Genomic DNA, 12536 nt, shown 5'->3' on the forward strand with positions numbered 1-12536 from the left:
GGTGAACGGGTGAACGGGTGAACGGGTGAACGGGTGAACGGGTGAACGGGTGAACGGGTGAACGGGTGAACGGGTGAACGGGTGAACGGGTGAACGGGTGAACGGGTGAACGGGTGAAGGGATGCGGGCGGCGGATGAATGTCCACCCCTCGATCTTTGTGGATGCAGGTGACTCGCTGGCGCGACGACGGAGACCGCACTGTGCCCGCGGGGTGCCCCTCCCCCGGCCCCTCCCCGCTCGTTCCTCGCGGAGAGGGGAGAACTTCGACGGTGTTTCCGAACGTGAGTCGAAGCGCCCCACACCCTCCGTGACCACCCCTCCCCCGAAGTTGGGGGAGGGGTCGCCAGCCGTCGCGAGGAACGAGCGAAAGGCCTGGCGGGGGAGAGGGCCCCGAGGGTCGCGCCCTCCTCACACCCTCACACCCTCACACCCTCACACCCTCACACCCTCACACCCGTTCACCCTCACACCCGTTCACCCTCACACCCGTTCACCCGTTCACCCGTTCACCCCACCGTCCGTTGACGCCTCCCGCCCGCCCGGATACCTTCCCCGCTTTCCGCAGAACAGCTGGAGCCGTGCCCCATCCCCTGCTGATCGAGTCGTTCCAGACGGTCCCCGCGTTCCGTGCGCTGGCCGCGTCGCTCCCGCGTGTGGGCGAGCGTGCGCTGGCGTCCGGCCTTGCGGGGTCGTCGGTCATGGTGATGCTCGCCGCCCTCCACCGTGTGAGGCCGGAGCGCATCTGGCTGCTCGTTGCCGGCGGTCCGGAGGACGCGGAGCAGGCGACGAGCGACCTGGAAGCGCTGCTGGGCGAGGCCGACGTCTTTCTCTACCCACAGCGCGAGTCGCTGCCGTACGAGGAGGGCGAGCCGCACCTGGAGATCGGCGGGGCGCGGGTAGAGGCGCTGGAGGCGCTGCTGAGCGGCCGCGCGAGGGTGATGGTGACCACCGCGCGCGCCATGCAGGAGCTTTCGCCCGCGGTGGACGGGCTGCGCGACCTGCGGCTGGAGATCAAGGCCGGCGACACGCTCAAGCTTCCCGAGCTTTCCGCGCGGCTGGAAGACATGGGCTTCGAGCGCGTGGCCACGGTCGAAGAGGTGGGGCAGTTCGCGTTGCGCGGCGGGATCGTCGACGTGTTCGGCTTCGGCACGCCGGAGCCGGCCCGCATCGAGCTGCTGGGCGACGAGGTGGAGAGCATCCGCTTCTTCGACATCCTTACCCAGCTTTCCGTCCGCGCGGTCGACCAGCTGCAGCTCCTTCCCGTCGACCTGAAGTCGGTGGACGGGATGAGCGACGGCAAGTCCGCATCGGCCGCATCCACATCTCCCGTATCCGCCGAATCTCCCGCCTCCCCTACCCCGTCCGCGGACGGCGAGCGGCGTTCGCTGCTGGACTACGTGCCCGAAGACACGGTGGTCGTCCACCTGCACGGGACGGGGACGCGGCAGGAGCTGGAGCGCACCTGGGCCGAGGTGGTGCGCCTGCACGAGAGCGAAAGCAAGCGCGGCACCCGGCCCGACGCGCCGGAGCGGCTCTTCTTTCCTCCCCCCGTGGCCGAGCGGCGGCTGGACGCGTTTCCCCAGCTGTACATCGACGATTCGGGGAACGCGCCGCTGCAGTCGGTGTCGCGCTTCCGGGCGCTGCCGCCGGAGCCGATCGACCGCGACATGGGGCGGCTGGGCGAGGTGCTCAAGTCGGCGGCGGCGCGCGGCGAGCGGACGCTGATCCTGTGCGACAACCAGGGGCAGCTGGAGCGCCTGCAGGAGCTCCTGGACGATTTGAAGGTCGCACGTACCGTGGAGCTGGGGATCGGCTCCATCGGCGGCGGGTTCGTGCTGGCGGACGCCGAGCCGGCCACGCGCGTCCTCACGGACCACGAGATCTTCCGACGCTCGCGCCGCATCCGCCGCCGCCGGCGGTTCCGTGGCGGCGCGGCGCTGGAGAGCGTGGCGGCGCTCAAGCCGGGCGACTACGTGGTGCACATGGACCACGGCATCGGCCAGTTCCGGCGGATGGAGCGGGTGCGGCTGGGCGAGGAGGAGTTCGAAACGCTGGTGATCGAGTACGCGGGCGGCGAGCTGCTGCGCGTCCCCGTCCACCGCGTCGACCTCATCGAACGCTTTGTCGCCGACGAGGACGGCGACGCGCCGCCGCCCAAGGTGCACCGCATCGGCGGCAAGGAGTGGTCGCGGGCCAAGGGCAAGACGCAGAAGGCCATCCAGGAGATGACGGCCGAGCTGCTGGAGCTGTACGCGGCGCGGCAGGCGGAAAAGGGGTACGCGTACAGCAGCGACACGCGCTGGCAGCGGGAGATGGAAAGCGCCTTCCTGTTCGAGGACACGCCCGACCAGCGGCAGGCGACGGAAGACGTAAAGCGCGACATGGAGTCGGAGCGCCCCATGGACCGCCTGATCTGCGGCGACGTGGGGTACGGCAAGACCGAGATCGCCATCCGCGCGGCGTTCAAGGCGGTGCAGGACGGCAAGCAGGTGGCCGTCCTGGTCCCCACGACCATCCTTGCCGAGCAGCACCTGCACACCTTTGCCGAGCGGCTGGCGGACTTTCCCGTAAAGATCGAGGCGCTTTCCCGCTTTCGCACGGCCAAGGAGCAGTCGAAGGTGCTGGAGCGGCTGGAAAAAGGCGACGTCGACATCATCGTCGGCACTCACCGCGTCCTGTCCCCCGACGTAAAGTTCCACGACCTGGGACTGATCGTGGTCGACGAGGAGCAGCGCTTCGGGGTGAAGCACAAGGAGTGGCTCAAGCAGCTGCGCCGCACGGTGGACGTGCTGACACTGACGGCTACCCCCATCCCCCGTACGCTGCACTTTTCGCTGCTGGGGCTGCGCGACATGACGCTCATCCAGACGCCGCCGCGCGACCGCCAGCCGGTGATCACGCACGTGCTGCCCTGGACGGACGCCATTCTGGAAGATGCCATCCGCCGCGAGATCGACCGCGGCGGGCAGGTGTTCTTCGTCCACAACCGGGTAGAGACGATCAGCGCGGTCGTGCAGAAGGTGCAAAAGCTGGTGCCCGACGCGGGGATCGGCATGGCGCACGGGCAGATGCGCGAAAAGGAGCTGGAGCACGTGATGACCAGCTTTATCGAGGGCGAGCTGGACGTCCTGGTCGCGACGGCCATCATCGAGTCCGGGCTGGACGTCCCGCGCGCCAACACGCTGATCGTGAACCGCGCGGACTACTTTGGCCTGAGTCAGCTGTACCAGATCCGCGGCCGCGTGGGCCGGTCCCATCACCGCGCCTACTGCTATCTGCTGGTGCCGGACGAGATCCAGGAAGACGCGGAAAAGCGGCTGCGGGTGCTGGAGCACTACACGGAGCTGGGAAGCGGCTACCGCATCGCGCTCAAGGACCTGGAGCTGCGCGGCGCGGGCAACATCCTGGGGCAGCAGCAGTCCGGTTTTGTCCACGCCGTCGGCCTGGACACCTATCTGCGCCTGATGGAAGACACCATCAAGCAGATGAAGGGCGACGGCAAGGTGCCGGTTAAGAAGCTGGCGGAGGCGTCGGTGGACGGCACCGCGCTCATCCCCGACTGGTACGTGCCCGACGAGGCGCAAAAGCTGAACTTCTACCGCCGCCTGAGCCGCGAAGAGTCGCTGACGGGGATCGATGCCGTGCGCCGCGAGTTGCGCGACCGCTACGGACCCATGCCGGAAGAGGTGGAAACCCTGCTGGGAACGGCGGCGCTGCGCCTGGTGGGCGGCGACCTGGGGATCGAGCGAATCCTGGTTCGCCCCTGGGACGTGCGCATCAACTTCCGCCAGGGAGTGGTGCCGCGGATGTCGTCGCTGCAGAAGGCGCTGCAGGCGTGGCAGTTTGCGGTGGAGGTGCGGCGCCCGCTCCCCCTGTCGCTCACGCTCACCCGCCACGGCACGGAGCCCATCCTGGGGACGCTGGTCTCCGCGCTGCGTGAGCTGGCGGCGGACCCGGCCCGGGCGGCGTAGGAGGCAAGGACGGAGGATCCAGGGTCGAAGGCCCGGATTCAAGGCTCAAGCTCCGAGTTACAGGATCGTGAGCGCGTCTCCGCCGAGCCCGGCCGGGAGGAAAGAAGGCGACGCGCAGTCCGCCTCCAGGAGCGAATGAATTCGCCGCTGGAAATTCGCGAAGTCCGCCTCCGCGGACTCGGCGGCCAAGCTGTATGCGGTATTCAAGGCGGTTGCGCGTCCGCTGCCGAGCGCGTTCAGCCGATTCCCCGGTGTGTCGAAGCGCACCGCAGCCGCGGCCACAGTCCACGAAGGTGGACCTTGCGCTTTCCCAGCGGCGAATTCATTCGCTCCTGGCGCGGACTCGGCGGCCGGGCGGTTTGCGACGCTTCAGGCGGTTGCGCGTCCGCTGCCGAGCGCGTTCAGCCGAGTCCCCGGTGTGTCGAAGCGCACCGCAGCCGCGGCTACAGTCCACGAAGGTGGACTTTTGCGTTTCCCAGCGGCGAATTCATTCGCTCCTGGCGCGGACTCGGCGGAGTCTGTGGACCTGGCGGACACTGAGGACGCTCGGACTCGGCGGACTCGGAGGCCCGGTGGTTACCGTGTTCCAAGCAGTTGCGCGTCCGCGGCGGGATCAGGATCTCGCGCGGTGGCAGGGACTTGCTCGCGCATCCCTGCAGGGCACCTGATCCTTGAACCTGGGCACGCCTCTTTTCGTGGCACTTCTCCCGCGCTCGCGTGTACCAGCGCGGTTCCGTATTCGAATCTGTCCATCGACACCAACGCCGGCGCGGCTTTCCCCGTACGCGCCGCTCATTCCCACCAACCCGGTTCCGGAGATCGCTTGATGAAGTTGTCCCGCTGGGCGCTGGTCGCCGCGCCGTTCGCCCTGGGGGCGTGCGGAGGCTTCGGCAGCGCCATGACGGCCCATACCGACGTGGTCGCCAAGGCCGCTGGCAAGGAGCTGAAGGTGGAAGACGCCGCCCAGCTGCTGGCCGCCAACCCCCAGATCCCCGCGGACCCGCAGGTGGTGCGCGCCCTGGCCGACCTGTGGGTGGACTACACCCTGCTGGCCACCGCCGCCGCCGAAGACAGCTCCCTGTCCGTGCTGGACATGGAGAAGTTCGTGGAGGAGCAGCGCGAAGAAACCACCGTCAGGCGCTACCTGGACGCCAACGTCCAGGTGGACACCACGTGGACCGACGCCGAGCTGGACCAGAAGTGGGCCACCGAGGGGCCGGGCTCGGAGATCCGCGCCCGCCACATTCTGCTGACCACCGGAGGCCCCGGCCAGACGGGCGCCCCGGAGCCCACCCCGCAGCAGCGCCAGCAGAAGCGCCAGCTGGCCGAGACGATTCAGCGCCGCGCCGCGGCGGGTGAGGACTTTACGGCGCTGGCCCGCGAGTTCACCGAGGAGCCGGGCGGCAAGGAGCGCGGCGGCGACCTGGACTGGTTTGGCCGCGGGCGCATGGTGCCGCAGTTCGAAGAGGCGGCGTTCAAGCTGCAGGCGGGCCAGGTGAGCCCGGTGGTGGAGACGCCGTTCGGCTACCACGTGATCAAGGTGGAAGAGCGCCGCCAGCAGCCGATGGGCGAGAACCGCGAGGCGTTTCGCCAGCAGCTGAAGGGGAGCGCTCAGCAGACGGCGGTGAGCGCGTACGTGGACTCGCTCAAGAAGGTCGCCACGGTGCAGATGGAGGCCGGCGCTCCGGCGGCGTTCAAGGAGATGGCGGCGCAGGAAAACCTGTCGCTGCGCGGCCGCGCGGCGTCGCGCACCCTGGTGACCTACAAGGGCGGCGAGGTGACGGGGGGCGAGGTGGCGGAGCTCCTTCAGGCCGCGTCGTCGCAGGAGCGCGAAGGCATGAAGACCGCGACCGAAGAGCAGATCAAGCCGTTCCTGGAAGAGCAGGCGCTGCGTGAGTTTCTGCTGCTGGAAGCGCGCAGCAAGAACTTCCGGCTGAGCAACGCGGCGGTGGACTCCATCCGCAACGACGCCCGCTCGGCGATCCAGCAGGTGCTGCAGATGGCGGGCTTCCAGGGCCGCCGCTTTCCCCGCGGCAAGCAGGGCGACGGCGCCATCGCCGAGGCCGTGCGCAGCCTGATGGAGCAGGCGGTGGCGGGACAGCGCCCCATCCGCCCGCTGGGCAAGCTGGGCTACGCCCTGCGCAACGCCTACGGCGCGGACGTGAACACGGCGTCGTTCCAGAAGGTGGCGGACCGCATCACGGCCATCCGGGCCTCCCAGCCGCAGCAGCCGCAGCAGGGCCAGGTGCCGGGCATGCCGCCGGGCGCCATGCCGCAGGGTGGCTCGCCGCAGGGCGCGGACCCGCGCATGCAGGGCCAGCCGCAGGCGCCCGCGCAGCCGGCGCCGCAGCCCCAGGCCGCCCCGGCGCCCTGACGCCGATCGCCGGGCCGCGGAACCTGCGGCCCGGCAACAGGATATAAACGCACGCGGCCGGGAGCGGCCTGTTCCGCTCCCGGCCCGCGCTTTCTCGCCGGACCCCGCACCGGGGCCGCCGGCATATCCGGACATGAGCATCCCGAACGATAGAATGCGTACCGCTTTCGCCCTGCTGCTCACGCTCGCCGCCGCGCCCGCGCTGGCCCAGGCGCAGCCCCCCGCGCCCCAGCCGGGCGAGGAGCTGTGGGACGGCGTGGTGGCCGTGGTGGGCGACACCGCGCTGCTGCGCTCCGACGTGCTGCTGGCCATCGAGGCCATGCGCGCCGAAGGACGCCCCGTGCCCACCGACCCGGCCGAGTACGGGCAGATGGTGGAAGGCCTGGTCACGGAGCGGGTGAACGACCTGCTGCTGATCGAGGGTGCCCGCGCCGCCGGCGAGTCGGTGAGCGATGAGGAGGTGGACGCGGCGGTGGACGATCAGATCCGCCAGGTGCGCGAGCGGTTTGGCTCCGAGGCGGCGTACGCGCAGGCGCTCACGGAGGCGGGACGCACGCCCGAAGGGTACCGGCAGGAGCTGCGGCGCCAGTTCGCCGACCAGACGCTGGTGCAGCGGTTCGTGCGCAAGCGCATGTCCGAGATGGCGCCGCCCGCCGTGACCGACGCGGAGATCGCCACCTTCTTCGAGGCCAACCGCGCCCGCTTTGGCACGCGCCCGGCCTCCGTCTCGTTTCAGCAGGTGCTGCTGCGCCCGCTGCCCAGCGACTCGGCCCGCGCGGCCGCGCTGCGCACGGCCACCCAGGTGCTCACCGAGCTGGGGCAGGGCGTGGAGTTCGAGGTGCTGGCCCGCCGCTACGGCACGGACGGCACCCGTGACCGCGGCGGCGACCTGGGCTGGTTTCGCCAGGGGCAGATGGTGCGCGAGTTTGACCAGGTGGTGTTCGGCATGCGCCCGGGGCAGACCAGCGGCATCGTGGAGACGGAGTTCGGCTTTCACGTGATCAAGCTGGAAAAGGTGCGCGGGCCGGAGCGCCAGGCGCGCCACATCCTGATCCGTCCCGAGATCACGCAGGCCGACATCGACCGGGCGCGGCAGCGGGCCGACTCGGTGGCCACGGCCATCCGCAACGGCGCGCAGGCGCAGGAGCTGGCCGCGCGCTATAACACCCCCGACGCGCTGCGCTTTCAGCAGAACGTGCCCGTCGACCAGCTTCCTCCGGCGTTCCAGACGGCGCTGGAGGGCACGGTCTCAGGGACGGTCGCCGGCCCCATCACCGTCGAGGGCGGTCCCAGCCCGGCGTTCGCGGTGGTGCGCGTGACCGCCAGGCAGGCCAGCGGCGACTACACGGTGGCGGACCAGCGTGACCGCATCCGCGAGATGATGCGCGAGCAGCGGCTGATGCAGCGCTTGATCGAAGAGCTGCGCCGCGACATGTACGTCTCCGTCAACCTGTGAGCGCACCGGCTTCCGAGCCGCTGCGGGTGGACGTTCTGCTGCACCGGCTCTGCCTGACCAAGAGCCGCAGCGAGGCCAAGGCGGCGTGCGAGTCCGGCGCCGTTACGCTGGACGGCAAGCGTGCCAGGGCCAGCGACGCGGTGCAGGCGGGAAAGCGGATCGTGGTGAAGTACCCGTCGCGGCTGCTGGAGGTGGAGCTGCTGGAGCTGCCGGGAAAGAGCGTTTCCAGGAAGGCCGCGCGCGACCTGTACCGCGTGCTCAAGGACGAAAAAGTGCGCGACGAGCCGTTCTGACCGGCGGATCGCGTAGCGCAAACACCGTCCCTCCTTTGCGATGTGCGAAGGAGGGCCGTTCTGCGTCGGGAAGTGTTTACTCCGGCCACCTTGTCCGCAAAACCGCGCACTCTTGACAGACGAGCCGTTGGGGTTGTAACGTTGCGGCAGCAGTGAGGGACGGACCTTTCGACGGAGGATTTCAGATGTCTGAAGCGCCGCGTGCTGAACCAGAATGGGTTCAGCGGATGAGGGCCAAGGGGTACAACATCCGGATCGGTACGGGCGAAGGAACGCTCAACGAGATCCCGGATGCATTCTTCTACCCGCCCCCGAGTCTGCGTAGCCGGATCGGACGCAGCCTTGCGCGCGGTTACAGAAAGCTGCGCGCGCTAACCTTTGCTCGCCGTGCTCATGCCCCTTTTCCTTGATGCGTGCGCGCTTGCGAAGCGCTACTTGCACGAGGGCGAGAGCACGCGAAAGATGAGAGAGATCACGGGCCGCTTCGAACGTTGGGGCGGCTTCGTTGTCTCCAGCCTGATCGAGCCGGAGGTCATCTCCGCGCTTGGCAAGTACGCCCGCACCAAGTCACCCCACCAGGAGCATTACTACCACTTGCACCCGCGAGTCGTAGATTCATTCAGGCGTGACCTGAGCCGCCCTGCGTTCACCATCATCCCCGTCACGGACGAGGAGATCGAGGCGGCAGCGGATCTTTTGAAGGCGCACCCGGAGTTCGCGATCGGCGCGGCGGACGCAATTCATCTGGCCACCGCGCTGGCACTCTCCGCGCAGGGGCAGGCCCAGGCGCCGCTCGTCTTCGTGACCGCGGACAAGGGCTTGGCCGCCGCGGCGCGGGAGAAGGGGCTCCCGGTCTTCAATCCGCTGTACGAGGGTCCCGAAGAGCTGGAGAAGATTGCGAATACCGGCAGCTAGTCACGTGCTCGCGTCGGGGAAAGCGGCGCTCCGTCGTACTGTGCGGGGAAGCGCCGCTTTCGTGTGGATGTCTGCGATTGCCGATGCGGAACAGCCGACGCGGCGCCTTGCCCGTCCGCGTCGCGTCCTGCATCATCCCCCATTCCATCGCCCGACACTCGAACCGCGACGCACGTGACGGAATCCATGCACCGGCCCCGGATCGCGATCACGCTGGGAGACCCGCGGGGGATCGGGCCCGAGGTGACCTCTGGCGCGCTGGCGGACGCGGAGGTCGCGGCCGCGGCCGAGTGGGTGCTCGTGGGGCCGAATGCGCTGCTGCGCGCGGGGACGGCCGACGTGTCCGTGGGCCCGTGGGCGGCGGAGGACGGGGCCGCGGCGGCGGGGCGCATCGCGGGGGTGGCGATCCGCCGCGCGACGGAGATGGCGCTGGCGGGAGAGGTGGACGCCATCGTCACGGCGCCGATCGAGAAGAACGCGTTTCGCGCCGGCGGGTGGCACTACCCCGGCCACACGGAGATGCTGGGCGAGTTGGCCGGCGCGGCGGACGTGGTGATGATGATGGCGGCGGAGCGCACGGCGCTGGGCGGCGCACTCCGCGTGATCCTGGCGACGACGCACCTGGCGCTGCGCGACGTGCCGGCGGCGCTGACGGCGGAACTCCTGGTCCGCCAGGCATCGCTGACGCACCAGGGGCTGCGGCGGCTGTGGGGGATCGCGTCGCCCCGCATCGCCCTGTGCGCGGTGAACCCGCACGCCTCGGACGGGGGGCTGTTCGGCGACGAGGAGGCGCGGATCGTGGAACCGGCGCTGCGGGTGCTGGCGGAGGCGGGCGTGGACGCGCGGGGGCCGATCCCGGCGGACACCGTCTTTACCCGCGCGGTGCGGGGCGAGTTCGACGCGGTGGTGGCGCCGTACCACGACGTGGGGATGGCGGCGTTCAAGACGGCGGCGTTCGGGGCGGGGGTGAACGTGACGCTGGGGCTTCCGTTTCCGCGCACCTCGCCGGACCACGGCACGGCACTGGACATCGCCGGACGGGGGATCGCCGATCCGTCGTCCATGAAGGAAGCCATGCTGCTGGCCGTACGCCTGGCGGCACGTTTTGACAGGCCGGGCGCCCGGGACTAAATTCTTCCGAATTCCGGGCTTGCGCTCTCCCTCCCCGCGGAAGTTTCTCGCGTGATCAGGCTTACTTCGGTATACAAGGAATATCCGCGCTCCGGCACCGCGCTCCGCGACGTGACGCTGCACGTCAACAAGGGCGAGCTGGTGTTCCTGACCGGCCACTCCGGCGCGGGCAAAAGCACCATCCTGCGCCTGATCCAGATGGCCGACCTTCCCTCGGCGGGCGAGGTGCGGGTTTCCGGCTTTTCGTCCAAGCTCATGCGCCGCCGTGACATCCCGCAGCTGCGCCGCAAGCTGGGGGTGGTGTTCCAGGACTTTCGCCTTCTTCGCGACCGCACGGCGGAAGAGAACGTGGCGTTCGCGCTGGAGGTCACCGGCACCAAGCGGACGGCCATCGTCCCGCGCGTGAACAAGCTGCTGACGCAGGTAGGGCTCTCGCACAAGGCGCGTGCCTATCCGGACGAGCTGTCCGGCGGCGAGCGCCAGCGGGTGGCCGTGGCCCGGGCGCTGGCCAACGAGCCGCTGGTGCTGCTGGCCGACGAGCCCACGGGCAACCTGGACGAGTGGGCGGCCAAGGGGGTGTTCGAGCTGTTCCGCGAGATCAACTCCATGGGGATGACGGTGCTGATGGCCACGCACGACCTGGCCCTGGTGCGCGCCCATCCCGAGTATCGCGTCGTCGAGCTGGCGCAGGGGGCGGTGGTCTACGATTCGGCGGCGGCGACCGCCGAGGCGGGGAGGGGCTGATGCCGTACGCCCTTCGCGAGGCGTTCGCCGCCTTTCGCCGCACGCCGCTGCTGGCGGCGCTCTCCGTGATCGCCATCGCATTCGCGCTGTTCGTGATCGGCCTCTTTGGCCTGACCGCCTTCAACATCCGCCGCGCCATCGAAAAGGTGGAGGAGAAGGTGGAAATCGTCGCGTACCTGACGGACGAGGCGACGCCGGAGCAGATCGAGCTGGCGCAGGCCGAGGTGCGCGCGCTGCCGCAGGTGGCGGCGCTGCGCTACGTGAACAAGACGGAGGCGCTGGCCACGGCGATGGCGGAGCTGGAGGAGTTCAAGGAAGTGTTCAGCGACCTGGACACCAACCCGCTCCCCGCCTCGTTCGAGGTGAGCCTGAAGGTGGGGAACCGCAGCCCCGACGTCGTGGAACGGGTGGCGAAGCGCATCCAGGCATACCCGTTCGTGGAGGACGTGCGCTACGGGCGGGACTGGCTGAACACCATCTACACCATCCGCCGCATCGCCGCCGGGGTGGCGATGGTGATCGGCGGGGCGTTCGCGCTGGTGGCGGCGATCGTCATCGCGACGGCGGTGCGCATCACGGTGTTCGCGCGGCGCGAGGAGATCGGCATCATGCGGCTTGTCGGCGCCACGGACGGCTTTGTCCAGAGCCCGTTTTTGCTGGAGGGGCTGATGAGCGGGCTTCTTGGCGGCCTGCTGGCGGCGGCGCTGACGTGGACGACGTACCGGCTGCTGGGGAGCACCATGTTCCAGGTGGAGTGGCTGCCCAGCGAGTGGATTGTGCTGACGGTGCTGGCGGGAACGGGGTTCGGGCTGATCTCCAGCCTGGTGGCGGTGCGCCGCCACCTGGGGCAGGTGTAGGCCCATGGACCGCCGCATCCGCCGCGCGGGACTGGGCCTGCTGCTGGCCGCGGCGGCGCTGCCGCTGATCTCGGGCGCGCAGCAGACGCCCACGCTTACGGAAAGCCAGCGCCGGCTGCAGGAGATTCGCCGCGAGCGCACGCAGCTGCGCGGCGAACTTTCGCGCATCCGCAGCCGCGTGGGCGACGTGTCGGCGGAGATCCGCAACATCCAGCGTCAGCAGCAGGTTTCGGCGTCGCTGCTGCGCGAGATCAACCTCCAGATGGAGGAAACGTCGAGAAAGATCGACGAGACCACGCTGGAGATGGCCAACACGCAAGCAGAGCTGGCGGAGAAGCGGCGGCTGCTGCACCTGCGGCTGCGCGGCATCTACAAGCGAGGCCCGCTGCACTCGGCGCAGGTGCTGCTGACGGCGCAGTCGTTCAGCGACTTGCTGAACCGCTACAAGTACCTGTACATCGTGGCGCGCCGCGACCGCACGCTGGTGTCGGAGGTCGACGAGCTGGCGCGGGAGCTGGAGAACCGCGAGCGCGAGCTGCGTCGCAGCTTCAACGACATTCAGTACCTGCGCAGCGAGCGGGCGCAGGAAAACGCCACGCTGCAGGAGCTGCGCACGGGCCGCGCGGCCACGCTGAGCGAGCTGCGCGCCACGGAGCGGCGGGCGAACGCGCGGCTGGAGACGCTGGCGCGCGACGAGCGCCGGATGGCGGGGGTGATCGCCGACCTGGAGCGCCGCCGCCGCGAAGCCGAGCGCCGCGCCGCCGCGGCGGCGGCCGCACCCGCGGCCCCGGGCG

At 69.7% G+C, this 12536-nt stretch carries 9 protein-coding genes; all 9 read left to right on the forward strand.

The window, feature by feature from the left end:
* Positions 1 to 579 precede the first annotated feature (579 nt).
* Positions 580 to 3972 (forward strand): transcription-repair coupling factor, encoded by a 3393-nt coding sequence (mfd, locus tag ACOJUJ_RS14860; RefSeq protein WP_420127676.1) that lies wholly within the window; start codon positions 580 to 582, stop codon positions 3970 to 3972.
* Between the two features lie 826 nt (positions 3973 to 4798).
* Positions 4799 to 6346, forward strand: a complete 1548-nt coding sequence (locus tag ACOJUJ_RS14865; RefSeq protein ID WP_420127677.1) for a peptidylprolyl isomerase — start codon at positions 4799 to 4801, stop codon at positions 6344 to 6346.
* 154 nt (positions 6347 to 6500) lie between these two features.
* The gene (locus tag ACOJUJ_RS14870) at positions 6501 to 7802 is read left to right on the forward strand and encodes a peptidylprolyl isomerase (protein ID WP_420127678.1); all 1302 of its coding nucleotides are present in this window, start codon (positions 6501 to 6503) and stop codon (positions 7800 to 7802) included.
* Complete coding sequence (locus tag ACOJUJ_RS14875; protein ID WP_420127679.1) at positions 7799 to 8095, forward strand: S4 domain-containing protein; 297 nt, start codon at positions 7799 to 7801, stop codon at positions 8093 to 8095. The genes ACOJUJ_RS14870 and ACOJUJ_RS14875 overlap by 4 nt, the downstream gene beginning before the upstream one ends.
* A 393-nt stretch (positions 8096 to 8488) precedes the next feature.
* Positions 8489 to 9010, forward strand: a complete 522-nt coding sequence (locus ACOJUJ_RS14880) for a type II toxin-antitoxin system VapC family toxin (RefSeq protein ID WP_420127680.1) — start codon at positions 8489 to 8491, stop codon at positions 9008 to 9010.
* A gap of 186 nt (positions 9011 to 9196) precedes the next feature.
* Positions 9197 to 10141: a 4-hydroxythreonine-4-phosphate dehydrogenase PdxA gene (pdxA, locus tag ACOJUJ_RS14885; RefSeq protein WP_420127681.1), complete on the forward strand. Its 945-nt coding sequence runs from the start codon at positions 9197 to 9199 to the stop codon at positions 10139 to 10141.
* A 51-nt stretch (positions 10142 to 10192) separates the two neighbouring features.
* Complete coding sequence (gene ftsE / locus ACOJUJ_RS14890; RefSeq protein WP_420127682.1) at positions 10193 to 10885, forward strand: cell division ATP-binding protein FtsE; 693 nt, start codon at positions 10193 to 10195, stop codon at positions 10883 to 10885.
* Positions 10885 to 11742, forward strand: coding sequence for a cell division protein FtsX (locus ACOJUJ_RS14895; protein WP_420127683.1), 858 nt, complete (start codon positions 10885 to 10887; stop codon positions 11740 to 11742). The genes ftsE and ACOJUJ_RS14895 overlap by 1 nt, the downstream gene beginning before the upstream one ends.
* A gap of 4 nt (positions 11743 to 11746) precedes the next feature.
* Positions 11747 to 12536: murein hydrolase activator EnvC family protein (locus ACOJUJ_RS14900; protein ID WP_420127684.1), on the forward strand; the 790-nt coding region annotated here is incomplete at its 3' end.

Source organism: Longimicrobium sp., from assembly GCF_048594345.1.
Classification (GTDB): domain Bacteria; phylum Gemmatimonadota; class Gemmatimonadetes; order Longimicrobiales; family Longimicrobiaceae; genus Longimicrobium.